The 24,290-nt window shown below is 63.3% G+C and carries 24 protein-coding genes and 1 pseudogene; 16 read left to right on the top strand and 9 right to left on the bottom strand.

Features of this window, described 5'->3' with window-relative positions:
• Positions 1 to 67: 67 nt before the first annotated feature.
• From ABIB06_RS08615 to ABIB06_RS08605, 3 genes are all read right to left on the bottom strand, one after another.
• Positions 68 to 277: a cold-shock protein gene (locus ABIB06_RS08615; RefSeq protein WP_007592195.1), complete on the bottom strand. Its 210-nt coding sequence runs from the start codon at positions 275 to 277 to the stop codon at positions 68 to 70.
• Positions 278 to 536: 259 nt separating this feature from the next.
• Complete coding sequence (locus ABIB06_RS08610) at positions 537 to 869, bottom strand: DHCW motif cupin fold protein (protein ID WP_354069120.1); 333 nt, start codon at positions 867 to 869, stop codon at positions 537 to 539.
• A gap of 88 nt (positions 870 to 957) precedes the next feature.
• Entirely contained in the window at positions 958 to 1,329 is a 372-nt protein-coding gene (locus ABIB06_RS08605) for a nuclear transport factor 2 family protein (protein WP_354046832.1), read from the bottom strand.
• Between the two features lie 148 nt (positions 1,330 to 1,477).
• Here ABIB06_RS08605 and guaA point away from each other — a divergent pair, with 148 nt between their 5' ends.
• Positions 1,478 to 3,076, top strand: coding sequence for a glutamine-hydrolyzing GMP synthase (guaA, locus tag ABIB06_RS08600; RefSeq protein WP_354046834.1), 1,599 nt, complete (start codon positions 1,478 to 1,480; stop codon positions 3,074 to 3,076).
• 115 nt (positions 3,077 to 3,191) lie between these two features.
• Here guaA and ABIB06_RS08595 read toward each other — a convergent pair whose 3' ends face one another.
• On the bottom strand, positions 3,192 to 3,617 hold the full coding sequence (locus tag ABIB06_RS08595; RefSeq protein WP_354046836.1) for a VOC family protein: 426 nt from the start codon (positions 3,615 to 3,617) through the stop codon (positions 3,192 to 3,194).
• A 544-nt stretch (positions 3,618 to 4,161) separates the two neighbouring features.
• On the opposite strand from ABIB06_RS08595, the pseudogene ABIB06_RS08590 reads away from it, so the two are divergent.
• From ABIB06_RS08590 to ABIB06_RS08580, 3 genes and pseudogenes are all read left to right on the top strand, one after another.
• Positions 4,162 to 5,044: pseudogene (locus ABIB06_RS08590) on the top strand (HNH endonuclease).
• Between the two features lie 158 nt (positions 5,045 to 5,202).
• Positions 5,203 to 6,084 (top strand): AraC family transcriptional regulator, encoded by an 882-nt coding sequence (locus tag ABIB06_RS08585; protein WP_354046986.1) that lies wholly within the window; start codon positions 5,203 to 5,205, stop codon positions 6,082 to 6,084.
• Between the two features lie 96 nt (positions 6,085 to 6,180).
• A complete protein-coding gene (locus tag ABIB06_RS08580) occupies positions 6,181 to 7,446 on the top strand; it encodes a serine hydrolase domain-containing protein (protein WP_354046838.1) in 1,266 nt (421 codons plus the stop codon).
• 6 nt (positions 7,447 to 7,452) lie between these two features.
• Here ABIB06_RS08580 and ABIB06_RS08575 read toward each other — a convergent pair whose 3' ends face one another.
• The gene (locus ABIB06_RS08575) at positions 7,453 to 9,003 is read right to left on the bottom strand and encodes a carboxylesterase/lipase family protein (protein WP_354069122.1); all 1,551 of its coding nucleotides are present in this window, start codon (positions 9,001 to 9,003) and stop codon (positions 7,453 to 7,455) included.
• Between the two features lie 125 nt (positions 9,004 to 9,128).
• On the opposite strand from ABIB06_RS08575, the gene ABIB06_RS08570 reads away from it, so the two are divergent.
• Genes ABIB06_RS08570 through ABIB06_RS08560 form a run of 3 tightly spaced genes read left to right on the top strand, consistent with a single transcriptional unit; the run spans position 9,129 to position 11,007 of the window.
• Positions 9,129 to 9,926, top strand: a complete 798-nt coding sequence (locus ABIB06_RS08570) for an AraC family transcriptional regulator (protein WP_247346106.1) — start codon at positions 9,129 to 9,131, stop codon at positions 9,924 to 9,926.
• Between the two features lie 56 nt (positions 9,927 to 9,982).
• A complete protein-coding gene (locus ABIB06_RS08565) occupies positions 9,983 to 10,645 on the top strand; it encodes an SRPBCC family protein (RefSeq protein ID WP_247346109.1) in 663 nt (220 codons plus the stop codon).
• Entirely contained in the window at positions 10,645 to 11,007 is a 363-nt protein-coding gene (locus ABIB06_RS08560; RefSeq protein ID WP_247346113.1) for an ArsR/SmtB family transcription factor, read from the top strand. Before ABIB06_RS08565 ends, ABIB06_RS08560 begins: the two co-directional genes overlap by 1 nt.
• A 42-nt stretch (positions 11,008 to 11,049) precedes the next feature.
• Here the strand turns inward: ABIB06_RS08560 and ABIB06_RS08555 are convergent, their stop codons facing one another.
• The gene (locus ABIB06_RS08555; protein WP_247346116.1) at positions 11,050 to 11,547 is read right to left on the bottom strand and encodes a peptide deformylase; all 498 of its coding nucleotides are present in this window, start codon (positions 11,545 to 11,547) and stop codon (positions 11,050 to 11,052) included.
• 77 nt (positions 11,548 to 11,624) lie between these two features.
• Here ABIB06_RS08555 and ABIB06_RS08550 point away from each other — a divergent pair, with 77 nt between their 5' ends.
• The 4 genes from ABIB06_RS08550 to ABIB06_RS08535 all read left to right on the top strand — a co-directional run bounded on the left by ABIB06_RS08550 (position 11,625) and on the right by ABIB06_RS08535 (position 15,452).
• On the top strand, positions 11,625 to 12,209 hold the full coding sequence (locus tag ABIB06_RS08550) for a TetR/AcrR family transcriptional regulator (RefSeq protein WP_247346119.1): 585 nt from the start codon (positions 11,625 to 11,627) through the stop codon (positions 12,207 to 12,209).
• A gap of 98 nt (positions 12,210 to 12,307) precedes the next feature.
• Entirely contained in the window at positions 12,308 to 12,898 is a 591-nt protein-coding gene (locus tag ABIB06_RS08545; protein WP_354046843.1) for a DUF308 domain-containing protein, read from the top strand.
• Between the two features lie 201 nt (positions 12,899 to 13,099).
• Positions 13,100 to 14,116: an alpha/beta hydrolase gene (locus tag ABIB06_RS08540; RefSeq protein WP_247346125.1), complete on the top strand. Its 1,017-nt coding sequence runs from the start codon at positions 13,100 to 13,102 to the stop codon at positions 14,114 to 14,116.
• A 115-nt stretch (positions 14,117 to 14,231) separates the two neighbouring features.
• Positions 14,232 to 15,452, top strand: coding sequence for an MFS transporter (locus ABIB06_RS08535; protein WP_354046845.1), 1,221 nt, complete (start codon positions 14,232 to 14,234; stop codon positions 15,450 to 15,452).
• A 22-nt stretch (positions 15,453 to 15,474) separates the two neighbouring features.
• Here the strand turns inward: ABIB06_RS08535 and ABIB06_RS08530 are convergent, their stop codons facing one another.
• The 3 genes from ABIB06_RS08530 to ABIB06_RS08520 form a co-directional block, all read right to left on the bottom strand.
• On the bottom strand, positions 15,475 to 15,861 hold the full coding sequence (locus tag ABIB06_RS08530; protein WP_354046847.1) for an ester cyclase: 387 nt from the start codon (positions 15,859 to 15,861) through the stop codon (positions 15,475 to 15,477).
• A gap of 57 nt (positions 15,862 to 15,918) precedes the next feature.
• Complete coding sequence (locus tag ABIB06_RS08525; protein ID WP_354046849.1) at positions 15,919 to 16,791, bottom strand: bifunctional helix-turn-helix transcriptional regulator/GNAT family N-acetyltransferase; 873 nt, start codon at positions 16,789 to 16,791, stop codon at positions 15,919 to 15,921.
• 81 nt (positions 16,792 to 16,872) lie between these two features.
• Positions 16,873 to 17,226, bottom strand: coding sequence for an MmcQ/YjbR family DNA-binding protein (locus ABIB06_RS08520; protein WP_354046851.1), 354 nt, complete (start codon positions 17,224 to 17,226; stop codon positions 16,873 to 16,875).
• A gap of 1,043 nt (positions 17,227 to 18,269) precedes the next feature.
• Here ABIB06_RS08520 and ABIB06_RS08515 point away from each other — a divergent pair.
• The 5 genes from ABIB06_RS08515 to ABIB06_RS08495 all read left to right on the top strand — a co-directional run bounded on the left by ABIB06_RS08515 (position 18,270) and on the right by ABIB06_RS08495 (position 24,214).
• A complete protein-coding gene (locus tag ABIB06_RS08515; protein WP_354046853.1) occupies positions 18,270 to 19,925 on the top strand; it encodes an acetolactate synthase large subunit in 1,656 nt (551 codons plus the stop codon).
• Positions 19,926 to 20,044: 119 nt separating this feature from the next.
• The gene (locus ABIB06_RS08510) at positions 20,045 to 21,871 is read left to right on the top strand and encodes a chloride channel protein (protein ID WP_354046855.1); all 1,827 of its coding nucleotides are present in this window, start codon (positions 20,045 to 20,047) and stop codon (positions 21,869 to 21,871) included.
• Between the two features lie 38 nt (positions 21,872 to 21,909).
• A complete protein-coding gene (locus ABIB06_RS08505) occupies positions 21,910 to 22,257 on the top strand; it encodes a Lin0512 family protein (protein ID WP_247346143.1) in 348 nt (115 codons plus the stop codon).
• Between the two features lie 4 nt (positions 22,258 to 22,261).
• Complete coding sequence (locus tag ABIB06_RS08500; protein ID WP_354046858.1) at positions 22,262 to 22,954, top strand: GNAT family N-acetyltransferase; 693 nt, start codon at positions 22,262 to 22,264, stop codon at positions 22,952 to 22,954.
• 75 nt (positions 22,955 to 23,029) lie between these two features.
• Positions 23,030 to 24,214 (top strand): serine hydrolase domain-containing protein, encoded by a 1,185-nt coding sequence (locus tag ABIB06_RS08495; RefSeq protein ID WP_354046860.1) that lies wholly within the window; start codon positions 23,030 to 23,032, stop codon positions 24,212 to 24,214.
• The last annotated feature ends 76 nt before the right edge of the window (positions 24,215 to 24,290 follow it).

Below are 24,290 nucleotides of genomic sequence, written 5' to 3'. Positions count from 1 at the left end.
CGCGGGGTCTGTTGTCTCAACGCTTCTAACCGGTACGTCCGTGGTCAGAGCGCTGTTGCGCTGGCGATTAGCCGACGCGGAGATTGTCAGCGGAGGACTTGCCGCTGCGACGATCGGCGACGATGTCGAACGAGACCTTCTGGCCCTCGTTGAGGGTCGAGAGGCCGGCGCGCTCGACGGCGCTGATGTGCACGAACACGTCCTTGTCGCCGTCATCCGGCTGGATGAAACCAAAACCCTTTTGATTGTTGAACCACTTCACGGTGCCCATAGCCATGGGGAATTTCCTTTGCTTGAGAAGTTAACACGCAGACCGGAACGCGACATTGCGTCCATAGTCCTCATCAGTCGATGTTGGAGAATTCATCTGAAGCGTGCGCGCCCGTCAGCAACGAAGCGAAGCGGCCCAGTCGTTCGGCCAAGTATCGATGATCACAATATAGCGAGATTTTGGGGCCACTTCAAGGCATCACCCGTGGTTCGGGATGTCGCGCCAATTTGCTATTTTGCGGTGCAAATTAACCACCCGGGAGGCCTCAATCGACGATGAAAAGCGTTGCCCCGGTCGCTGTGGAGGACCGATGCGCGGCGTCGCCGAAATCCGAGACCTGGTAGCTCATCCCCGCCGTGAGCTTGAACGTGCGGCCGTCGCGCAGCTCGCTGTCGAGCTCGCCTTGCAGCACGTAGAGCACGTGGCCGCGATCGCACCAATGGTCGGCGAGATAACCCGGTGAATACTCGACCATCCGCACCCGGAGATCGCCGATGTTGAGCGTGCGCCACTGGGCCTGCCCGGTCTCGCCGGGATGGATGGTCGGGATGACCTTGCTCCAGTCGGTGACGGTGAAGGGGGACGTCGGGAGTTTCATGGTGGGGGTCCTGGTCGTGGTGCCGGCGGCGGTGTTGTTAGCGTATGCGTTCGCCACAATCTCCGTCATTGCAATGACGAGGATAGGCTTAGGGCGCCAAATGATTAGCCGAGCCCTGCACGATCAGCCCCGCCGCGTTCACCCGCAGATACTCGCAGATCCGCTTGCCCCGCTCGTTCTCGTAGAACACCACCACGCTGTCAGGGCTGACGAACAATTCGATCAGCGAGAAATGCAGGTTCGGCAACAGCCCGAGCGCCTTGCCCCAATAGGCGCGCAAAGCGTCCTTGCCGCGCACGGTGCCATCCGGCTCGAACCCCATCGCGGGGATGCGGTCCGAGGTCATCACGGCCTCGTCGTCGTAGAGCGTGAGCACGCGTTCGAGATCGCCAGTATTCCAGGCCTCGACCCAGGTGCGGCCGAGCGCGGCGAGATTCGACGGCTGATGATGCGGTGGCATGGCGTCCTCCCTGATCGGCCCCTGGTGAGTGACGGGGCGTATTAGGTCAATAATACTTACCTATATCCATTTGTGCATACCCAAAGAAGAATGTGGGCGCGCGGCCCGCGCGGTTGCGGGAAAAGCCTCCGTCGCGTATCTGCTTGCCATGACAGCAGCACAGAACGACCGCTCCGCGTCGACGCTCTCAGTGGCCTCGGCGCACGACAAGATTCTCATCGTCGACTTCGGCAGCCAGGTGACGCAGCTGATTGCGCGCCGCGTGCGCGAGGACGGCGTCTATTGCGAGATCGTCCCGTTCAACAAGGCCGAACAAGCCTTCAAGGAGATGAAGCCGAAGGCGGTGATTCTCTCCGGCGGCCCTGAGTCGGTGCATGAGGCGGGCTCGCCCCGCGCGCCCCAAGCAATCTTCGATTCGGGCGTGCCCGTGCTCGGCATCTGCTACGGCCAGATGACCATGGCAGCCCAGCTCGGCGGCACCGTCGAGGGCGGTCATCACCGCGAATTCGGCCGCGCCGATGTCGAGGTCAAAGCCGCGAGCAAGCTGTTCGAGGACGTCTGGTCGTCAGGCGGCAAGAACCAGGTCTGGATGAGCCATGGCGACCGCATCACGCAGATGCCGCCGGGCTTCTCCGTCGCCGGCACCTCGCCGAACGCGCCCTTCGCGATCATCCAGGACGAGACACGCAAATATTACGGCCTGATGTTCCACCCGGAAGTGGTGCACACGCCCGACGGCGCAAAACTGATCCGCAATTTCGTCCGCAAGATCGCAGGCCTCTCCGGCGACTGGACCATGCGCGCCTTTCGCGAGGAGGAGATTGCTAAGATCCGCAGCCAGGTCGGCAAGGGCAAGGTGATCTGCGGCCTCTCCGGCGGCGTCGATTCCGCCGTGGCCGCCGTGCTGATCCACGAAGCCATCGGCGACCAGCTCACCTGCGTGTTCGTCGATCACGGCATGCTCCGCCTCGATGAAGCCAAGACCGTGGTTGACCTGTTCCGCCACCATTACAACATCCCGCTCGTGCACGTGGATGCCTCGAAACAGTTTTTGGGCGAGCTCGAAGGCGTCACCGACCCCGAGACCAAGCGCAAGACCATCGGCCGCCTTTTCATCGAGGTGTTCGAGCAGGAGGCCAAGAAGATCGGCGGCGCCGATTTCCTCGCCCAAGGCACGCTCTATCCTGACGTGATCGAGAGCGTCTCCTTCACCGGCGGCCCCTCGGTGACGATCAAGTCGCACCACAATGTCGGCGGCCTCCCTGCGCGCATGAACATGAAGCTGGTCGAGCCCCTGCGCGAGCTGTTCAAGGACGAGGTCCGCAAGCTCGGGCGCGAGCTCGGCCTGCCCGAAATCTTCGTCGGCCGCCATCCGTTCCCGGGCCCCGGCCTTGCCATCCGTTGCCCCGGCGACATCACGCGCGAAAAACTCGACATCCTGCGCCAGGCCGACGCCGTCTACATCGATCAGATCCGGAAAGCAGGCCTATACGACGACATCTGGCAGGCTTTCGCCGTGCTGCTGCCCGTGAAGACGGTAGGCGTCATGGGCGACGGCCGTACCTACGACTTCGTCGTGGGCCTGCGCGCCGTCACCTCAACCGACGGCATGACCGCGGACTTCTACCAGTTCGACATGAAGTTCCTCGGCGAGACCGCCACGCGCATCATCAACGAGGTGAAGGGCGTGAACCGGGTGGTGTATGATGTGACGAGCAAGCCGCCTGGGACGATTGAGTGGGAGTAAAGGGGCGTAGAAAAGGCGGCGTTTGGATAGTAGCGGATAGGACTAGGAATTCAGTTTAACAGATCGTCTTCGATAGTGTCGAAATGAGCGGGACACCAAACATTCACCGAGGCACTCATGAGTCCCGCATCGATGGAGTGATTGTTAGTCCAACCAGAATTCCTTCCGGCGAAAGGAACCGTGTGACAGTCTGACCCCATGGCTCCTTCTTGTTCTTGATGAGCAGTCGATAGCCTTGCGATTCCAGTTCCGCAGTTGCGCCTTCAACGTCTTCGACATCAAATTCGAGCCATGCTTGGGGAACAGGTGTATTGTCTGGCCAGGAATCTTTGCCAAAGCAGGACTGTGCCACCTGATCGAGCGGCCACAAGGCGAAGGTCCGAACTCCTTTCAGAGCCTCAGTATGCAGGTAACCACCCTGCTCCTTCTTGAATGAGATATTGAGGGTCTCGCCGTATAATTTTCCGCCCGCGACTCTATCGCGGACGATTGGCCCAAACCCGGCAACGAACAAGACTTTGATACGCTCGAACTCTTGCATATGAGCTCCTCTTGCAGAAGCGGGACTTAGGGTTCCATCAGAGACTGGCCCACACGATGGGCGCGCGTAGGCGCTGCACAGGTCGGCCATTGTGTGAACGCCAGTGCCGCCATGTGGGTTTCCTGCAAGGGAAACACTACGGATGTGGGGTTTGGACTGACCCTTCACGGCGCTCGCCGATCCGACGCGCCAGATCGGCGCGATTGGACCAAAAATCCCCGGTCGCATGGACGGTGACGGTCTTTTTTCAGCGAGGCGTTTCTGCTTACATTCGTCGGGCTTTCAAAAAAATCGACCGATCGTCGGCGATAGTCGCTGAAACCGAGCAGATTCCAGATCGCCGAAATTCTCCTTTGAATTCAACAGTGCAAATTTCTGACGGATCGGGCAGTCGGTTCTTCGTCGTACAGGGAAAGACTTTTGTCTGTTAAATCAAAGCATTATGATCGCTCAAAATAATCGAGTGGGAGTAGGGAGTTTCCTCTCCAGGTTCGGCATCACTGGATTAGGCAGTTACTTCCTGGAGAGGCGTCGTCGCATAATCATGGGATTTGGGGTATTCATCCATCGATCGGACTCGATCTACGATGACAGCCCGGCTGAACAATATCAGTTTCCCAGTCAATATCTCCGCCGCGTTGAAGCCTGCATCGGCGATTGGATCATCTATTACGAACCAAGCAAGGTCTCGGAGACGCGCGGCTACTTTGCGATTGCTCGGGTTCAGCAGGTGATTCCCGACCCTGGTGCCTCGGGGATGTATCTCGCTCTGATCGAGCCCGGAAGTTATCTCGATTTTGCCAATCCAGTCCCTTTCAACGGGCCGACTGGTCCCGTAGAGCGCGGCGTCCTGAATGAGCAGGGCCGAATTTCAGGACGTGCGCAGTCGGCAGTCCGCCCAATCTCTCCGGACGATTTCAATAGAATATGCGAACTCGGTTTGGCGGAGGGCGCGCCCTTGTTGCCCCGGGTGGATGAGGACGTTCGACTGCTTCAGGTTGAGGAGAGGCAGACGCCGTTTAGGTTCGACCAGCAGAGAGACCGCGTTAGCCTCACAGTGTCGAGAGTCTTACGCGATCGAGTTTTTCGTCGGATCGTGTTGCGGGCCTATGATGAGCGTTGCGCGATTACTGGGCTAAAGCTCATCAACGGGATGGGGCGCGCAGAAGTCGCCGCGGCTCACATACGACCGGTTGAGGCGAGTGGTCCGGACATCATTTTCCGGTACCGCGCATTGGATGTTCGATCGCGGTCTGATCAGTTTGGCAGACGATTTGGAGATATTGATCTCGCGCCAAACAAATGATCCCGACGGAGTGCGGTCGATCATCAACAAGACCGGTCGCGCCCTTGCGCCGCATCGGATATCCGATCGGCCTCACCCCCATTTTCTTAATTGGCATCGCGAGCATTGTTTCAAGCAATAGGTGCGGTCGTGTCAGGCACTTCCGGCCGCTCGGCGTGCCTGTGCTCGATCACATTGTCGAGTTGCCGCCCTCCTGACGGAATCCGTGCCAAACCGCAAGATCGGTCGGGCAAACCATGGCCGTCAGCGTCTAGATTGAGCCGCCACGGAGGAGGGATGATGAAGGCGCCGCTGCAAAACTATCAGGCCCGGATGCGGCGGGTGCTGGATCATATTGACCGGCATCTCGACGATGATCTGGACCTGGAAACGGTGAGCGATGTTGCGGCCTTCTCAAAATTTCATTTCCACCGGCAGTTCACGGCGACTTTCGGGTTGTCAGTGCATCGCTATATCCATCTGGCCCGTATGAAGCGCGCTTCGCATCAGCTGGCCTACATGGACGCCCTTGATGTCACTGAGATCGCGATGGATGCAGGTTACGATGCACCCGACGCCTTCGCCCGCGCCTTTCGGCAACGGTTCGGGCAATCGCCGTCATCGTTCCGGAAGTCTCCCGACTGGGAGCCGTGGCTTGCGGCCTTCGTGCCTCTCGACAACGCCAGGAGCAAGCTCATGCAGACAATTTTTACCACTGACGACGTAACGATACGCGATGTGTCCCCGACACCGGTGGCGATCATGGAGCATCGGGGCGACCCGGCAACGCTTCCCGCCACCATCCAGCGGTTCATCGCGTGGCGCAGGGCCGCCGGCCTTCACCCCAGGACAAGTCCGACCTTCAATGTCTGGCATTCCGAGCGGCGTCCTGTGCCGCCCGCCGAATATCGCATGGACCTTTGTGTCGGGACCGGCCAGCCCATCGAAGCGAACGGCGAAGAGATCAAAGCCGGCGAGATTCCCGGCGGACGCTGCGCCGTGCTGCGCGTTGTCGGGTACACCGACAATCTGGAACCGGCCGCGCTCTTTCTTTATCGCGAGTGGCTCCCGGCCAGCGGCGAGGAAGCGCGCGACTTCCCGATCTATTGCCAGCGGCTGAGCTTCTTCCCGGAGGTGCCGGAGCATGAGACGGTCGCGGAGCTTTTTCTGCCGCTGAAATAGCGCCGCCTCATCGTGCAGGTCGCCTTGCACAAACGCCGGGTCTCTGTTGCGCGCTCCCGTGCTACGACCGCGACGTCCCCTCTGGAGCCTGCCTTCATGTCCACCGCCGCCGACCCCAGCCAGTCACCCGCACCCGCAACCGCCACCGAAACCGACCCCGAAACCCTCGGCTGGATGAAAGGCTTCCCGCCGGCACCGGACCGCACCGTCAGCTTCCAGAACGGCTCGTTCCGCAGCTTCCCCGAGCTGCGCTGGGCGTGGAGCAACATCCGCCAGCTGGTGCCGACCGTGAACGTCTGGCGCGGGGCGGGGCCCGCGTCGGTGCTTCCGCGCGAAGACCATGACATCAGTGCGGTCGCCTCGATCACGATGGATGGACGTCCCATGACCTTCGCAAAAATGCTGGAGGAGACCTATGCCGACGGCATCGCCGTGATGCATCGGGGCAAGCTGATCTACGAGCGCTACTTTGGCGCGTTGAAGCCGCACAAGCCGCATATCGCGATGTCGGTGACGAAATCGTTCACCGGCACGCTCGCCGGCATTCTGGTCGCCGAGGGCAAAATCGATCCGCAGGCGCCTGTTACGGAGTATGTGCCGGAGCTGAGGGCCAGCGCATTCGGCGATGCGCGCGTGCGGGAGGCCATGGATATGACCACGGGGCTCGCATACACCGAAGTTTACACCGACAGGAATTCCGCGGTGTGGGGGCTGCGGCGGGCGAACGGCATGGCGCCGATTCCGCCGGGCTATGACGGCGCGACCAATATTTTCGATTTCCTCGTCGCGCAGAAAAAGCAGGGCGAGCACGGCAAGGCCTTTGCCTACAAGACCGTCAATTCCGACGTGCTGGCCTGGATCATCAGGCGCGCCAGCGGCATGACGTTGTCCGATCTTCTCTCCGAGCGGATATGGACGCCGATGGGCGCGGAGGAGGACGCGCATTACCACGTCGATCGTATCGGCACCGAAAGCGGCGGCGGCGGCCTGTCGACCTGCTTGCGCGATCTCGCCCGCTTCGGCGAGACCATCCGCAATCACGGCCGCTTCAACGGCCGCCAGATCGTGCCATCATCTGTCGTCGAGGACATCGCGCGCGGCGGCGATCCCGAAAAATTCAAGCCGGCCGGCTACACCACGCTGCCCGGTGCGTCCTATCGCAATCAATGGTGGGTCACGCACAACGCCCACGGCGCCTACATGGCGCGCGGCGTTCACGGCCAGGGCATCTACGTCGATCCCAAAGCCGAGATGGTGATCGCGCGCTACGCCTCGCATCCGGCCGCGGGCAACGCCGCCAACGATCCCGTGACGCTGCCGGCCTACATGGCGCTGGCGAAAGAGTTGATGGCGGGCGGGTGAGGCCGCTTACGGCACCTCCCGCCAGCGCATCGGCAATATGCCGTCCTGCCTGAAACTGTCGAGGAAGCGGAAGCGAGCGGCTTGCGGATTGCGGTGGGCTTTGATCTTTGTGCCCAGGATCTGCACGACATCGTTCTCGTCATAGGCGGGCCAGGGCGGCAGGCCGGATCCGTTGGGATCGCCGTGTGCGGCGAAATTCACCCAATAGCTCATCATCGTCTGCGCCAGGGCGCGGTCTTCTTCGGCCGGTGGCGTCGTGCTGCCGATCACCTGTTGCGGCGTCAGGCTGCCGAACACGAACGGAATGTCCGTGACATGCGAGGCGATCGGCGTGTAACGCGAGGTGTAGCTGAAGTGATAACCGTAAACGGGCGCACGTCCCTCGCGCCGATGCAGCCGCAGCCACTGCCAGCATTGCTCGCCGACCACAGTGTCGCCGTTAAGCGCCGCCGCGGACGCTTTGGCCTCCACGTCGGTCGCGGCGGGATAGACCTTCAGGAAATCGGCGATGCGTTCCTTGCCGAACATCTCCGCAGCCGCGGCGACAAAGGCTTTCGCCGATTGATCGGGGAGGGACTGCGGGGCGAAAGGGACTTCCTCGGCGGCATTCCAGCCCGCCAGCAAGGGGATGTGCATCTGTTCGCCGCGCAGGAATCGCCGCGCGGGCACATCAGGCACGACGTGATGATCGATACTCGGCGAGAACGCGGTCACGACGGGGCTGGTCCTGAAACTCCACGGCGCGGCTGCATTCAACCGGTCGGCCGGCATGCTGCGCAAGGCCGCGATGGACCCGTTGCCCTGTTGCCGGGCGAAAGCGAGGCCACGCGCGCGAGCTTCTTCAAAGCCCTGGAGTGGGCCGTGCTTGCCATCCCAGAACGCGCCGCTCTGTCCAATAGCCTTGTGAAACAGTCCATGCGCGAGCGGCGAGGCCATCAAAATGCCGACGGCCATGGCGCCGGCGGATTCGCCGAACAGGGTGACGTTATCGGGGTCACCGCCAAAGCCGGCGATGTTGGCCTTGACCCAGCGCAGCGCCATCAACTGGTCCTGCAGGCCGTAATTGCCTGAGGGTGCCTCCGTGTCGAGATCGGGATGGGCGTAGAAGCCGAAGATGCCGAGGCGATAATTGAAGCTGACCACGACGACACCCTTGGCGGCCAACGCGCCGCCGTCGGTCGCGGGATTGGCCGAGGAGCCGAACTGAAAGCCGCCGCCGTGAATCCACACCATCACGGGCCGCTTCTCGTCCGCGTGCTTCGCCGCGGTCCAGACATTGAGATAGAGGCAATCCTCGTCGCGCGGTCCCGGCCGCTGGTCGTTTTCGAGCGCCGATAGACACCCCGCGCCGAACGCCAACGCATCGCGCACGCCGTCCCATGGTGAGGGCGGCTGCGGTGCGCACCAACGCAAAGGTCCGACCGGCGGTGCTGCGTAGGGAATGCCTTTGAACGCCAGCACGCCGCTGGCATCGCGCGAGCCGCCACGCACGGAGCCGCCTTGTGTGCTGACCACACGTTCCAGCCCGGCGGCTGTCTCGATCGTGAAGGCATGCATGGTCGTATCTCTTGCTCGCGTGTGCGCACCTGGCCGCAGCCAGGCAGGTTCAGGCGACAGCCTATCGACTTTCTTGTCTGCTCGATTTAGGTATTCTGCCAATCAATTGCTAAAAACAGGCAAGCATGCGGCAGTCCCTTCGCTTTCCGTGGACGAATCTCGATGTGGACGATCGCTCCGCACCTGTCATCGCCGTGCGCGTTGACGTGATCGGGACCAAGGCGGAGGTGCCCGATCACAGGCACCGCAAAGGGCAACTTGTTTTTGCGTTGGGAGGCGGCGTCACCTGCCGCGTTCCCAATGGCCTGTGGATGGTGCCGCCGCATTGCGCAGTTTGGGTGCCCGGGGGCATGCAGCACAGCAACCTCGCGACAGAAAATGCCCGGCTGTTCTTCGTCTATATCGAGCCCGACGTCGTGGATTTGCCGGATCGGTGCTGCACGCTCTCGATCTCCCCGCTGCTGCGTGAATTGATCGTCGAGCTGTCCGATCAGATTGCGGATGACGAGGCGAGGGTGGACCTCCTGGCGAGCGTCCTTCTGCGCGAACTCCCTCGCATGCCGGTTCAGCAGCTCCATCTGCCGCTCTCGCCCGAGCCGCGCTTGAAGAAGATTGCTGCAGCGCTGGCAAAAGACCCTTCCGACCGCAGGACCCTGGCCGAATGGGCCCATCGCGTTGCGCTGAGCGAGAGCAGCCTCGCGCGTCTCGTCGTCAGGGAGACGGGATTGAGCTTCGGGCGCTGGCGTCAGCAACTGCACCTGATCGTCGCCTTGCGAGAACTCACCTCCGGCGCCAGCGTGCAGCAGGTTTCGGCCGACCTCGGCTACGAGTCGGTCGCGGCCTTCATCACGATGTTCAAGAAGGCGCTCGGGAAGCCGCCGGCGAAATATTTGAGCAGCATCTCTCCTGAATATAAGAATTGACTTATATTAGCTTCGACCGGTATTCATTCTTGCATGAAACGACAAGGAGGAGCGCCATGGAAATCGACGTTGCCAGGGTATTGGGGCTTGTGACGCGTTCGGTAAAGAATTTCGAGAAGGACGGGAGAGCGGCCAGTGCAGTGACATTGACCCGGCTTTACGAGACGAGCGTCGACGATCTCTGGGACGCAGTGACCAGCCAGCAGCGCATTCCGCGGTGGTTCTTGCCGGTCGAGGGAGACCTCCGGCTCGGTGGAAAGTACCAGCTCAAGGGGAATGCAGGCGGTACCATCACGGCATGCACGCCGCCGACCCATTTTGCTGCGACGTGGGAATTCGGCGGCGCCATGAGCTGGATCGATGTCATACTGAAAGCAGAACGAAGTCAGGCGCGCTTGACGCTCGAGCACACTGCGATGATCGAGGATCATTGGAATCAGTTCGGTCCGGGGGCCGTGGGGATCGGCTGGGATCTCGCCATTGCGGGACTCGAGCGATATGTTGCGACCGGGGCATCGGTCGACCACGAAACGGCCGAGGCATGGATGGGCTCTCCCGCGGGCAAGGAATTCATGACGAGTAGCGGCGAGTATTGGCGCGCGGCGCACGTCGCGAGCGGGGTCGATGCGGCTTCGGCGAAGCAGCGCTCTGACCGCACCATCGCTTTTTATCGCGGTGAGATGCCGCCTGACATCGCCCATCCGGGCACAGGAAGCTGATGCAAATCTTCGAGGTCCTCGCTGATCCCGTGCGCCGTCGCATCCTCGAGCTGCTCGCGCCTCGGGAAATGGCGTCCGGCGAGGTCGTCGAAGTGATCGGGGCCGAGTTCGGGATCACGCAGGCGGCTGTGTCGCAGCACCTCAAGGTGCTGCGCGAGAGCGGCTTTGCAACGGTTCGGGCGGAGGCGCAGAGACGACTCTATTCGGTCGATGTCGCGGGCCTGCGGGCGGTGGATGCATGGATCGATCAATTCAGAAATTTTTGGGAGCCGAAGCTGGACGCGCTGGCGACCGAGATCGCGCGCGGCAAACGCGAGCGTCGTAACGCTCCCATGACCAAACGGAGCGGGAAGAGGGCTTGATAAACTACGAACAAAAATGGCGAGAGGAGCGAACAGTCACCTTCAGCCCCGCGACATCTTCTCATACCGTTTCACCAGCCGCTCCCTTTTCAGCCGCGACAGCCGCTGAATCCAGAACGTCCCGTCGAGCTGGTCGATCTCGTGCTGGTGGCAGACGGCGCGCAAGGCTTCCGACTCCTCGCTCTGCATGTTGCCGTCGAGATCCCAATAGCTGATCCGCACGCGGGCGTGGCGCTGGACCTCGTCGTTGACCCCGGGCATCGAGACGCTGCCTTCGCGATGCAGGATCATCTCGGGTGAGGCCCATTCGATCTCCGGATTGACGTAGGTGCGCGCGCCCTCCCTGGCGTCGAGCTCGAGCACGACGACGCGCAAGGGCACGCCGATATGCGGCGCCGTGATGCCGATGCCGGGCGCGGCGCGCATGGTCTCAAGCAAATCCGCTGCAAGCTCGCGCAAGGCGGCGTCGAATGCAGTGACGGGGCGAGCCGGCATCGCGAGGCGGCGGTCGGGATAGCGGACGATCGGGCGAATGGTCATGCAGGCTCCTACCACTCACGGATGGTTGAAGCATCCCGTTCTTGACGCCCTACCAACTGGAAGGTAGCTAATCGGCCATGACCAATGTTTCCTCGACTGCCGACGACATCCTCGCCTGCGCGCGCACCTTGATCATCGCGGGCGGCTATAACGGCTTCAGCTACGCCGACGTGGCCGATGTTGTCGGCATCCGCAAGCCGAGCATCCACCACCATTTCGCCAGCAAGGTCGATCTGGTCCGCACCCTCGTGTCGCGCTACCGCGCCGAAGCCGAGGCGGGACTGTCGGCGCTCGAGCGCAATGTCCCTGATCCGCGCGATCAGCTCAAAAACTATGTCGCGTATTGGGAAGCGTGCATCAATGATGCGACGGCGCCGTTCTGCGTGTGCGCGCTGCTTGCCAGCGAGCTTCCGATCTTGCCGGAGGGAGTCGCGCTCGAAGTCCGTGCGCACTTCCGTTCGCTGGCTTCGTGGCTGACATCGGTGATGGAGCGCGGCAAGCGGAAGGGGCGGTTCAAACTCTCCGGCACAGCCAAGGTCGAGGCTGAAGGCTTCATGGCGACCATTCACGGCGCGATGCTGTCGGCGCGCGCCTATGGCGATCCAAAAATGTTCGGTGTGATCACCACCCCGCTGCTGGATCGGCTGTCCACCAGACATTGAGAGACATCGGCGAGACGACCACGACACCCGGCAGCCAAGCCGGGCGAGGCGCCTTGCTATCGGCGAAGACTACCAACTAGTAGGTAAAGGAGGGTGGAATGGCGTATCATCAATTGGATCTCGTTCGTGCCGATCGCGAGCGATGGCTGAAGTTCTACTACTTCATCCGGGCGGCGTTCTCGGTCGCCTGGGTCGGAGCTTCGTTTGCCGTCGGGCCGTCATCTCCGGTGATCGCGGGAGCCTTGCTCGTGCTCTACCCGGCATGGGACGCCGCGGCCAACTTGGTCGACGCGTTGCGCAGCGGCGGGCTCGCTCAAAACCGCACGCAGGCTCTGAACGTCGTGGTCAGCCTGGCGACCACTGTCGCGGTGCTTGTTGCCTTGCAGATGAGCATGAACCGGGTGCTCGGAGTGTTCGGGGCCTGGGCGATCCTGTCAGGACTGCTCCAGCTCGGGACGGCCATCCGCCGCTGGAGGAGTTTTGGCGCGCAATGGGCCATGGTGCTCAGCGGGGCCCAGTCGGCGCTCGCAGGCGGCTTCTTCATCTTTCAGGCCACGACGCCGATGTCTCCATCGATCGCGAATGTCGCGGGCTATGCTGCTGTCGGCGCGCTCTACTTCCTGGTCTCGGCGGTATGGCTGACCGTCAGCGAATGGCGCCATAGCGTCAAGAGGACACAGCAGCGATGATGCGATGGCGGGATGATGACATCATACTGATGTTTTGCCCGACGAGTCAATTCGCGGCTTAGCATCGGAAGTTCTTGGAATCGCAAGTTGCTCGCATCGTAAGCCATTGATCCCGCAGGGGCCGTCTACTGTGCATGGGGTTGTTTTCCGCATTTTTGTTGAGGACAATGCCGCCAACAACAAGAGTCGGAGGAGAGCTTCATGCGCACAATCGCAATCGCGCTGGCGGCGACCATCGCAGCCGCGACCCCGGCCGCGGCCGACTATCTGGTCAAGGAAGTCGGCAGCTTTCACGTCGGCGGCCACACCGAAACGCTGAGCGGGCTTCCTTCCAAGGAGATTGTGTTCTCGCCAGGCGCTCCGCCGATCAAGGTCGATCCGAACGGCGAGTTCGAGGTCGAGCAGATGTACGTTCAATTCGTCAAGCAGGCAGCGCCGAAGTCGAAACTGCCGCTGCTGCTCTGGCACGGCGGCGGCCTTTCGGGTGTGACATGGGAGACCAAGCCCGACGGCAAGCCGGGCTGGCAGCAGTTCTTCCTCAATGCGGGCTACGACGTCTACGTCTCGGATGCGGTGGAGCGCGGCCGCGCCTCCTGGGCGCGCTATCCGGAGATCTTCAAGAGCGAGCCGTTCTTCCGGCCCAAGAAGGAAGCATGGGAGTTGTTCCGGATCGGGCCGAGCTACGAGGTCGGCGGCAAGCGCGAGGCATTCGAGGGCGAGCAATTCCCGATCGAGGCGTTCGACCAGTTCGCCAAGCAGGGCATTCCGCGCTGGGCCACCAATGACGCCGCCACGCAAAAAGCCTACGATGCATTGGTGCAGAAGGTGTGCCCGTGCATCATCCTGGTTCACAGCCAAGGCGGCAATTTCGGCTTCACCGCCGCCCTCAATGCGCCGGACAAGGTGAAGGCGCTGATCACCGTCGAGCCGTCGGGGGCACCCGATCCGGCCAAGGCCGATGCTGCGAAACTCAAGGGCGTGCCGCATCTGATCGTATGGGGTGATTTCCTCGACAAGGTCCCGGTCTGGTCCAAGCTCGTGGTCAATCCGACCAAATGGGGCCAGGCGGTCGCGGCGGCGGGCGGCAAGGTCGATACGTTCGAGCTGCCCAAGATGGGGATCAAGGGCAACACCCACATGATGATGATGGACCGCAATTCGGACGACGTCGCCAGGCTGATCAACGATTGGATCGGGAAGCAGGGACTGGCGAACTAGGCGGAGCGTGAGCGCGGCCGGTCCCGAAAAAATTGCTCCGATGCCGTGGTGCCGGCTGTCGGCGCGAGCAGTTCCCATTCGTCTTCCAGGCAGTCAGACCTGACGGGAGACCAAAATGAACTCTTCCTCGTATCGCTGGGTGGTCGTCGCCGCGGGCGGCTTGCTCGGCTGCGTCGCGATCGGCGGCATGTTTTCGCTGCCGGTGTTTTTGCAGCCGATTGCAAAGGACACCGGCTGGTCGGTGACCGGCATTTCCAGCGCGATGACGATCGGCTTTCTGGCGATGGCCTGTACCAGCATGGCCTGGGGCACGCTGAGCGACAGGTTCGGGCCGCGGCCGGTGGTGCTAACGGGCTCGGCGGTGCTGTCCGTCAGCCTGTTCGCGGCGAGCCACGCGACCTCGCTGCTGGCGTTTCAGTTCGTCTTTGGCCTTCTGGTCGGGGCCTCCTGTGCAGCGATCTTCGCGCCGATGATGGCGACCGTGACCGGCTGGTTCGACACCCATCGCAGCCTCGCGGTGTCGCTGGTGTCGGCCGGCATGGGCATGGCGCCGATGACGATGGCGCCGCTCGCGGCCTGGCTCGTCTCCGGCCATGACTGGCGCACCTCGATGCAGATCGTGGCGCTGGTGGTTGGCGCCATCATGATCCCGGTCTCGTTCCTGGTGCGCCCCCCGCCGGCGCTCGCGCACGCCGTGGCCGCGCCTGCGGGCGAGGGCGCCGCGCAAGGGGAAATGTCGCTGGCCGAGGCGCTGCGCTCGCCGCAATTCCTGATCCTGCTCGCGACCAACTTCTTCTGCTGCGCCACGCATTCCGGCCCGATCATCCACACCGTCTCCTATGCCGTGAGCTGCGGCATTCCGCTGATTGCGGCGGTGACGATCTACAGCGTCGAGGGCTTTGCCGGCATGGGCGGGCGCATCGCCTTCGGCCTGATGGGCGACCGTTTCGGTGCCAAGCGCGTGCTGGTCTCGGGTCTGCTGTTGCAGGCGTTCGGCGCACTCGCCTATGTCTTCGCGCATCAGCTCGCGACGTTCTACGCGGTCGGGGCCGTCTTCGGCTTCATCTATGCCGGCACCATGCCGCTCTACGCGGTGCTGATCCGCGAGAACTTTCCGCTCAAGATGATGGGTACGGTGATCGGCGGCACCGCGATGGCCGGCAGCCTCGGCATGGCCACGGGCCCGCTCGCGGGCGGCCTGATCTACGATGCGTTCTCGAGCTACGCCTGGCTCTACATCGCCTCCTGGGCGATGGGCCTCGGCGCCTTCCTGATGGCGATGAATTTCAGGCCGTTCGCGAAGCCTCAAGCGGAGGTGGCGCCGGCGGCGGCGTAAGCAGGTTCATCGAGGCGCAGCGCTAGAGCTGCGCCTCGATCGCGCGCTTGTCGATGATGGACCACACTTGCCGTATTTTTCCGTCGCGAAATTGATAGAACACGTTTTCGCAAAAGGACAGGCGCCTGCCGTTCACATCCAGCCCCAGAAACGTTCCAGCCGGCGTGCAATCGAACTTCAGCCGGGCGGCGATTTGCGGCGGATCGCAGACCAGCAGCTCGATGTCGAAATGCAGATCCGGAATTGCGCGAAAATCCTGCTCCAGCATGGCACGATAGCCGGATAGTCCGAACGGTCGCGCATTGTGGGCGACGTTATTGTGGACGAACTGTCCGAGGGCGGGCCAATCCCGCCGGTTCAGGCAGGCGATGTAGTCGCGGTAGATGTCGGCGAGGTCGGACCTGGTCATGGCGTTGCTCCTGCGGCTCCGGCCATAACGCGGCAACAGGGCGATCGGCGCCGGCGCTCACAGACGTTTTTCGAAGAACAGGTCCGGGTAGGGATCGTCATTGAAGCGGGGGATCTCGGTCCAGCCGCTTCCTCGGTAGAGCTGGCCGGCCTCCGCCAGGGCGCTGTTGGTGTCGAGCCGCAGCAGCTTGATGCCGAGCCCGCGCGCAGCATCCTCGGTCATTTCCATGAGGCGCCGGCCAAGCCGCAATCCGCGCGCTGCCGGTGCGACCCACAGCCGCTTGATCTCGGCATAGCCGTGATCCGTGCCCTTGAGCCCGACGCAGCCGATCGGCAGCGTGTCCGAGATCGCGACGATGAACGTGCCGCGCGGGCGGCGCATATCCTTGGCGTCAGGATCGCGCGACAGCGAGACGTCAAAGCCCTGCTTGAAGCGGCGGCCGAGCTCGCCATAATATTCGCCGAGGCAATAACGGGCCTGTTCGCTCCGTGGATCCATCTCGTCCAGCGTGACGCGCTCGCGCGTCAATGCGGAGGCAATCAAATCCATCGCCGCCAGCAGCGCCTCGCGTTGCGAGTGTTGAGCGAGGAAGCTCTCGGCCTGCGTATTCGACAGCGCCTCATAGGCCGCGAACTCGCGCCGGCCCGCACGTGTCAACGTTGCCACGCGGCGGCGCGCATCATCTTCATGCGCAATGGTCTCGACCAGCCCTTCGTCCTCGAGGCTGCGGAGCAGGCGGCTCATCAGGCCGGAATCGAGGCCGAGATAGTCGCGAATCTCGGCCACGTCCGACCGCCCGTGCCCGATCGCGTTGAGCACGCGCGCCGCCCCCAGTGGCCGCCCGCGTCCCAGGAATGACGTATCGAGCGCGCCGACAGCCGACGTGACGGCACGGTTGAAGCGGCGGACGCGGGAAACAGGGTCCAGCATGATGTCTGACTTTAGTCAGGCATATTATCGAAGTCAATCACTGCAGGCCCTCGCTTCAGCAGCCTCAGCAGCGGCTGCGCTTCAGTCCAGGCCCAGCGCCTTGCGGGACTTCCGCGTAAGTTTCGCCACGATCAGCATGTGCGCCTGCGCCAGATAGGTTGTGAGCTCGGCGTCTGACAGTGCGCTGTTGCCGACGAGCTGCACCCATTTGGCGCGCGCCAGATACGGCGCCGGCCGCGCGAGGCCGTGCTCGATCAGCATGGCATAGGCCATGTTCGAGACCTTGAACATGTAGCCGCCGGAGCGCGCGGCAAAGCCGCCGCCGAGTGCGAACATCTTGCCGCCGACCTTGAACACGGAGGTGCCTTCCCACTGTACCACCTTGGTGACGGCGGGCAGGTGCAGGCAGCGGGTTTCGAAGGTTTTGGGAGTCATCGCCCAAGCGATAGCACGGCGCACGCGGCTTGCAACGCCGCCTCGTCACGGAGATTAGCCTGATGGCGAGGTGAGGGCGCCGGGCTACAAGACTTTGTGTTGCCCGTCGGCAAAACACGCCATCCGTTGGTCGATGCCGGCCATCAAAAATATTCCACTTTACCGAATTTCGGAAACGACGTATGTGTCGCCTCACTCCGGCCCAAGGAAGAGGGGCGTATCGCGATCGTCACGAACGCGGGCCGGGCGGCGGCGGACGCTGGGCACACCGGCGCGAACGGCTTCGCAGGGCGGGCAACCGTGAGCGAAGGCGTCGCGCACACGACCGGTGCGCTCTCGCGTACGGCAAAACCGTGTCGTCCTGACGCCCGGGGTCTGTGCGTCAAGTCTTGCGGTGATGTGGCGGCCCGACCGGGTCCGCGCATCTGTGAGGCGACGGGGGCAATAGTGCATCGCTCCCCGGGGAGAGCACGGCATAAGCCGTAAAACCGCTGCGCAGGGAAGGCCGGTTGTTTGGCTTCACCTGTATGCCGCTGTGCAGCTTTTCGTAGCACAACTTTCGCACAGTGGACCGTGGGTGCCAGCCGGCACCCGGTCTTCCCTGCGCCCTCTTTCATAAGAGGGCAAGGCGATGAAGCAAAGCAAAGCTCGGGCGAACATGCCGCGAGGATGCGAGCCCATGCCAGTCCTTCAACGATGGTCGTGCCCCAGACGCAGCGCAGCGCCTCTTCGCGGTGCGCTGGAGGCGGGGTCTGTGCAACAGCGATGGGCGTAGCTTCCTTGGCTCTGCGAAGCGTCACTGCGTGCCGCACCGCGTCCGGGACACGAGAGGGAGGAGCGTTGTCGCCACACTCCGTCATTGCGAGCGCAGCGAAGCCATCCAGGATCTCTCCGCGGCGACAGTCTGGATTGCTTCGCTGTGCTCGCGATGACAGGGATGATGCAGCTGCGCGCCTCATTGTGAGTTGTGCCCGCGCCGCGGACCGTTACCATGCGCCGGCTGCCGTGGAGCACGGGAGCCGACATTGTGACCGGGAGGCGACATGAGTGGGCAGGAACGCAAAGCAAAAGGCTCGGACCTGTTTGTTGCCGCGCTGGAGAACGAAGGCGTCGACCGCATCTTCGGTGTGCCCGGCGAGGAGAATCTCGATCTGGTCGAATCGCTCCGCACCTCCAGGATCGAGCTGATCCTGACCCGCCACGAGCAGGCCGCCGCCTTCATGGCCGCGACGTACGGGCGGCTGACCGGCAAACCCGGTGTTTGTCTTTCCACGCTCGGTCCGGGCGCGCTCAATCTGTCGACGGGCGCGGCGTATGCGCATCTTGGTGCGATGCCGATGATTTTGATCACAGGCCAGAAGCCGATCATGAGCAGCCGGCAGGCGCGTTTCCAGATCGTCGACGTGGTTGCCACCATGAAGCCGTTGACGAAGCTGTCGCGGCAGATCATCAGCGCCTCCACCATCCCGACTGTGGTGCGCGATGCGTTTCGCGTGGCGATGGAGGAGCGGCCGGGGCCGGTGCATCTCGAACTGCCCGAGGACATCGCGGGCGATGAAGTGCCTGATGTCCCGATGATCCCGGTTCATCCGATCGAGATCCCGGTCGCCCATCGCGCCGCGCTCGACCGCGCCGCCGAGATGATCTTGGCTGCGAAGCACCCGCTGGTGATGATGGGCGCGGCGACCAGCCGGCCGCGCGCGACCCACGGCATCGCGACCTTCGTGCGGCGGACCGGCATTCCGTTCTTCACCACGCAGATGGGGAAGGGCACGGTGCCGGGCGGTACCAATCTCTATATGGGTACTGCCGCGCTGTCCGAACGCGACTACGTTCATGACGCGATCGACGCCGCCGATCTGATCGTTGCGATCGGCCACGACCCGATCGAGAAGCCGCCCTTCATCATGGGGCCCTCGGGCCCGAAGGTGATTCACGTCAGCTACACGCCGGCCAGCGTCGAGTTGGTGTATTTTCCGGATGCGGAAGTCGTCGGCGACGTCGGCCCGAGCCTGGAACTGCTCGCCGACCGGCTCGAAGGCAAGCTGCCGCAAGCCGCCGCGCTGCTGCCGCTGCGCGAAACGATTCTCGGCCGGATCGCCGATCGCGCCACTGAAGCGCGTTGGCCGCCGACGCCGCAACGCATCGTGCACGACATCCGGCAGGTCATTCCGGAGAACGGTATCGTCGCGCTCGACAACGGCATGTACAAGATCTGGTTCGCGCGCAACTACCGCACCCGCGTCGCCAACACGCTGCTGCTCGACAATGCGTTGGCGACGATGGGCGCCGGCCTGCCGTCGGCGATGATGGCCGCGATGCTCTATCCCGACCGCCGCGTGCTCGCGGTCGCCGGCGACGGCGGCTTCATGATGAACAGCCAGGAGATGGAGACCGCCGTCCGCCTCAAGCTCAACCTGGTCGTGCTGGTGCTCGAGGACAACGCCTATGGCATGATCCGCTGGAAACAGGCCGTCGACCATTTTGCCGATTTCGGCATGACCTTTGGCAATCCCGATTTCGTCCTGTACGCGCAGGCCTATGGGGCGAAGGGACATAGAATCGAGAGCATCGACGGTTTTGGTCCGACGCTGGATGCCGCCTTCAAGGAAGGCGGCGTGCATCTGGTCGTGATCCCGATCGATTATTCGGAGAATGTGCGGGTTCTGGTCGACGAACTCCGGGCGCGGGAGAAGTAGCGCCCAGTCCATCGGATGGTCTCGGAGGATCATGGCAGCCATTCCTTGATATATATCGTGTTACGATATATTGGCGGGCACAAGAATCCCTCCCAAATCAAATCCTTCAAGAGCAATTCATGCGCCAGACCGTGGACATTACCGGCGGCCTCCCGCGTCCTCGCGGCAAGCCCGGAGATTTCACCGCCGACCGCCGCGTGCTGGTCTTGATCGGCATGGCGGTGCTGGTCGGCAGCCTCGGCGCCGGAGCCGCGTGGGTGCTGCTTAAGCTGATTGCGCTGGTGACCAATCTGGTCTGGTTCGGTCATATCAGCACCGAGAATGTCTCGCTCGCGAACGCCCATCCGGGAATCTGGATGGTGCTGGCGCCGGCGCTCGGTGGCCTCGTGATCGGGCTGATGGCGCGGTTCGGCTCGGAGAAGATCCGCGGCCACGGCATCCCCGAAGCGATCGAGGCGATCCTGATCGGCGGCAGCCGGATGCAGCCGAAGGTCGCGATCCTGAAACCGCTGTCCTCGGCGGTGTCGATAGGAAGCGGCGGTCCGTTCGGCGCCGAGGGGCCGATCATCATGACCGGCGGTGCGATCGGCTCGATCTTCGCGCAGTGCTTCCATCTCACCGCAGCCGAGCGCAAGACGCTGCTGGTCGCCGGTGCCGCTGCCGGCATGACGGCGATCTTCGGCACGCCGATCGCGGCGGTCCTGCTCGCGGTCGAGCTGCTCCTGTTCGAATGGAAGCCGCGCAGCTTCCTGCCTGTCGTGACGGGGGCGGTGATCTCGGCGGCGTGGCGCCCGTTGCTGTTCGGGACAGGGCCATTGTTTCCGTTCGCGGAGCGGCCGGATCTGCCCTGGTGGGGACTGGCAGCTGCGGTCGGCGTCGGGATCGTGGCCGGCCTGCAATCCGGCCTGATGACGCGGCTGCTCTACGCGATCGAAGACCTGTTCGACCATCTGCCGGTGCACTGGATGTGGTGGCCGATGCTCGGCGGCCTCGCCGTTGGCCTCGGCGGGCTCATTGATCCGCGCGCGCTCGGCGTCGGTTACGACGTGATCGCCGATCTGTTGTCGGGTCACATGGCGCGCGACGAGGCGATCCGGCTGCTGCTGGTGAAGTCCGCGATCTGGGTAATCGCGCTGAGCTCGGGTACGTCAGGCGGCGTGCTGGCGCCGCTGCTCATCCTCGGCGGCACGGCCGGCTGGATCGAGGGACTGGTGCTGCCCGGCGGAGCGTCGTTCTGGGCGCTGGTCGGGATGGCCGCGATGATGGGCGGCACGATGCGCTCGCCGCTGACAGGCGTGATGTTCGCGATCGAGCTGACCGGTAACATCGACATGCTGCTGCCGTTGCTGGCGGCAACCGGCGCGGCGCATGCGGTTACCGTGCTGCTGCTGAAGCGCTCGATTCTGACCGAGAAGATTGCGCGCCGCGGTCAACACATCACGCGCGAATACGCGATCGATCCGTTCGAGCTGCTGCGTGCCGCCGATGTCATGGTGACGAATGTCGACACGCTGCCGGTCGACATGCCTGTCGACGCGGCGGTCGCTTTCTTCACCTCCGATCAGCGCCGTCACAAGTCCTATCCGGTGGTCGCCGCCGACGGGCGGCTCGCCGGCATGGTCACCCGTGCCGACGTGCTGCGCTGGCGCACCGAGGGCGATCACCAGGCCGCAACGCTCGACGATGTCGTGTCGGATACCTCGGCAGTGGTGGCACATCCCGACGACGTCCTGGGGCGGGTCGCCGATCTCATGGTCGCCTCGGATATCGGCCGCTTGCCGGTGGTCGACCGCGCCAACCATCGTGTGGTGGGTCTGGTGGCGCGCAAGGATCTGCTGCGAATTCGCGCGGTCGTGAATGCGCAGGAGGAGGACCGCAACGCATATTTCCTGCGCGAAAAGGCGCTTGTGCCGGAGGCGCGGATCGCGGAAGCTCAGCCCCTCTGAATTCCAGCACCGAAATTCCAGCACCGACAGGAATGAGCATGACTCGCGTTCGCTGTATCACCGAGATGGGCATGGGCGTGGACGTCCACGGCAAGGACGCCACCAAGGCGGCCAAGCGCGCGGTGTCGGATGCCATCAGGCATTCGAGCCTCGGTTTCTTCCGGATGATCAACAAGACCGCGAACGACATGTTCGTCGACGTCACGATCGCGGTGCCTAATCCGGAAAGCGTGGACAAGGAAGCCGTCGCCAAGGAGCTGCCTTACGGCACGGTGACCGTCAACGCGGTCAAGGGTGGGCTGGAGATTCCCTCGGCCCCGGAACAGGGCAACGACCCCATCCTCATCGCCAATGCCGCCGTCATCGTCAGCTTCGAGAAGGATTGAGACAGTGTCCGACGGGGACGTGACGCTGCTGGATCGCCCGATCTGGAGCGCGCTCACGACCAGCGACAAACATCTGGCCGAAGGGGGCCCGCGCGCGCTGCGCTACCCCGTGGACATGACGCCGTTTGCCGACATGGTCGACATGTCCGAGGCGAGCTTTGCCTCGCTCGGCGATCTTCTGTCCGGCTCGCAGGTCGCCGCGCTGTTTACGCCTGATACGGTCGACGTTCCCGCCGGCTTCAAGGTCGTGCTCGCCGGACCCTGCGAGCAGATGATGGGCTCGCCCGCCGACAGCCCGCTTCGCGACGCCGAGATCGTCAGGTTGGGTGCGGCCGACGTTCCCGCCATGATGGCGCTGACCGAGTTGACCAAGCCCGGTCCCTTCGCGCGACGCACGCACGAGCTCGGCACGTTCCTTGGCATCCGCACCGGCGGCGAATTGGTCGCGATGGCCGGCGAGCGCATGAAGCCGGGCAACTTCGTCGAGATGACGGCCGTCTGCGTCCACCCTGATCATCGGGGGCGAGGCTACGCGCAGGCACTGCTCGCGGCGGTCGCGCGCCAGATCGAGGCACGCGGCGAAATTCCGTTCCTGCACGTGTTTTCGAGCAACTCATCAGCCATCGCGCTGTACCTGCGGCAGGGGATGCGGATTCGGCGCCGCCTGCACGTCACTGCGTTCATGAAACAGGGCTGAGCTGCGCCGTTCGGACGGGCTTCATATCCGGCGAATTCACGCTATATCGATCCCAACCATCATTGGGGGAAGCACATGGACGCCAGAACACCTGATTTTTCCGCCACACGGACGGCAATGCAGCGTTACGTCGATCAGGAGATCATTCCTGGCGCATCCTGGGCGGTGCTGCGCGGGCGCGAGGTCGTCGATCAGCAATGCGTCGGTTTCGCCGATCGCGAGGCGAGTACCGCGCTGCGGCCCGATCACATTTTTCGGGCGTTTTCCAATACCAAGATCTTCGTCACCTGCGCGGTCATGCTGCTGGTCGAGGAAGGCCGCATCGGGCTTGATGATGTCGTCGAGAAATTCTTGCCGCAACTCGGCAATCGCAAGGTGCTGAAGCCGGGCGCTTCGAGCCTTGCCGACGTCGAGCCAGCCAAGAGCCCGATCACGGTCCGCCAGCTTCTCACCCATACGGCCGGCCTCAGCTACGGCATCTTCGATCCCGGCTCGGTGCTGTTCAAAGGCTATAACGAGGCGATCATCCTCAATCCGCTCACGCCGCTGACCGGCATGATCGACAAGCTCGCCGATCTGCCGCTGTCCTATCATCCCGGCTCGTCCTGGGAATATTCGGTTGCGACCGACGTGCTCGGGCGTGTCGTGGAGGTCGTCTCCGGCAAGCCGCTCGACGCCGTCTTCAAGGCGCGCATCTTCGAGCCGCTCGGCATGACCGACACCGGCTTCCACGTGCCGGACGGGCAGCAGGGCAGGTTGGTCGCGCTGTACAATGGTGCCGACGTGCTGGACCCGATGAAGCCCGGCCTCACCCGGGCCGACAATTTGCCTTATCCGCAGGCCTATCGACGGCAATTCCCGCGGCTGTCGGGCGGCGGCGGGCTGGTCTCGACCTTGCCCGACATGCTCGCTTTGGTACGGGCGCTGCTACCCGGCCCGGGTGCGCTGCTGAAGCCGGAGACGCTGCGGCAGATGATGACGAACCAGTTGCCCGCAGGCCAGACCATCCGCTTCGCCAATCTCGGCCCGATCCCCGGCAAAGGCTTTGGCCTCGGCGGCGCCGTCACCTTCGCGCCGATGCCGTTCGATCCCCCGAATTCCACCGGCGAATTCCAGTGGGGCGGCCTTGCCGGCACCCATTGGTGGATCTGCCCGCAGGCCAATACCGCCGGCGTGCTGATGACGCAGCGCTACATGGGTTTCTGGAATCCGTTCTTCTTCGAATTCAAGCGTCTGGCCTATCAGGCCGTCGGACGCTGAGCGCGAAAAAAATTGCACGGTGCCGCGAATCGTTTCGGGGCGTCGCGCCCTCTCTTGATGGTCGGGGCATTTTGCT

Source organism: Bradyrhizobium sp. LB8.2, assembly GCF_040548035.1.
Taxonomy (GTDB): Bacteria; Pseudomonadota; Alphaproteobacteria; order Rhizobiales; family Xanthobacteraceae; genus Bradyrhizobium.
The sequence above is the reverse complement of the archived record's forward strand: the minus strand, read 5'-3'. Positions and strand labels throughout refer to the sequence as shown.

Bases quoted from the DNA above. Each gene is read 5' to 3' on its own strand.
- ABIB06_RS08615 (WP_007592195.1), bottom strand. From the start codon at position 277: ATGGCTATGGGCACCGTGAAGTGGTTCAACAATCAAAAGGGTTTTGGT.
- ABIB06_RS08610 (WP_354069120.1), bottom strand. From the start codon at position 869: ATGAAACTCCCGACGTCCCCCTTCACCGTCACCGACTGGAGCAAGGTC.
- ABIB06_RS08605 (WP_354046832.1), bottom strand. From the start codon at position 1,329: ATGCCACCGCATCATCAGCCGTCGAATCTCGCCGCGCTCGGCCGCACC.
- guaA (WP_354046834.1), top strand. From the start codon at position 1,478: ATGACAGCAGCACAGAACGACCGCTCCGCGTCGACGCTCTCAGTGGCC.
- ABIB06_RS08595 (WP_354046836.1), bottom strand. From the start codon at position 3,617: ATGCAAGAGTTCGAGCGTATCAAAGTCTTGTTCGTTGCCGGGTTTGGG.
- ABIB06_RS08585 (WP_354046986.1), top strand. From the start codon at position 5,203: ATGAAGGCGCCGCTGCAAAACTATCAGGCCCGGATGCGGCGGGTGCTG.
- ABIB06_RS08580 (WP_354046838.1), top strand. From the start codon at position 6,181: ATGTCCACCGCCGCCGACCCCAGCCAGTCACCCGCACCCGCAACCGCC.
- ABIB06_RS08575 (WP_354069122.1), bottom strand. From the start codon at position 9,003: ATGCATGCCTTCACGATCGAGACAGCCGCCGGGCTGGAACGTGTGGTC.
- ABIB06_RS08570 (WP_247346106.1), top strand. From the start codon at position 9,129: ATGCGGCAGTCCCTTCGCTTTCCGTGGACGAATCTCGATGTGGACGAT.
- ABIB06_RS08565 (WP_247346109.1), top strand. From the start codon at position 9,983: ATGGAAATCGACGTTGCCAGGGTATTGGGGCTTGTGACGCGTTCGGTA.
- ABIB06_RS08560 (WP_247346113.1), top strand. From the start codon at position 10,645: ATGCAAATCTTCGAGGTCCTCGCTGATCCCGTGCGCCGTCGCATCCTC.
- ABIB06_RS08555 (WP_247346116.1), bottom strand. From the start codon at position 11,547: ATGACCATTCGCCCGATCGTCCGCTATCCCGACCGCCGCCTCGCGATG.
- ABIB06_RS08550 (WP_247346119.1), top strand. From the start codon at position 11,625: ATGACCAATGTTTCCTCGACTGCCGACGACATCCTCGCCTGCGCGCGC.
- ABIB06_RS08545 (WP_354046843.1), top strand. From the start codon at position 12,308: ATGGCGTATCATCAATTGGATCTCGTTCGTGCCGATCGCGAGCGATGG.
- ABIB06_RS08540 (WP_247346125.1), top strand. From the start codon at position 13,100: ATGCGCACAATCGCAATCGCGCTGGCGGCGACCATCGCAGCCGCGACC.
- ABIB06_RS08535 (WP_354046845.1), top strand. From the start codon at position 14,232: ATGAACTCTTCCTCGTATCGCTGGGTGGTCGTCGCCGCGGGCGGCTTG.
- ABIB06_RS08530 (WP_354046847.1), bottom strand. From the start codon at position 15,861: ATGACCAGGTCCGACCTCGCCGACATCTACCGCGACTACATCGCCTGC.
- ABIB06_RS08525 (WP_354046849.1), bottom strand. From the start codon at position 16,791: ATGCTGGACCCTGTTTCCCGCGTCCGCCGCTTCAACCGTGCCGTCACG.
- ABIB06_RS08520 (WP_354046851.1), bottom strand. From the start codon at position 17,226: ATGACTCCCAAAACCTTCGAAACCCGCTGCCTGCACCTGCCCGCCGTC.
- ABIB06_RS08515 (WP_354046853.1), top strand. From the start codon at position 18,270: ATGAGTGGGCAGGAACGCAAAGCAAAAGGCTCGGACCTGTTTGTTGCC.
- ABIB06_RS08510 (WP_354046855.1), top strand. From the start codon at position 20,045: ATGCGCCAGACCGTGGACATTACCGGCGGCCTCCCGCGTCCTCGCGGC.
- ABIB06_RS08505 (WP_247346143.1), top strand. From the start codon at position 21,910: ATGACTCGCGTTCGCTGTATCACCGAGATGGGCATGGGCGTGGACGTC.
- ABIB06_RS08495 (WP_354046860.1), top strand. From the start codon at position 23,030: ATGGACGCCAGAACACCTGATTTTTCCGCCACACGGACGGCAATGCAG.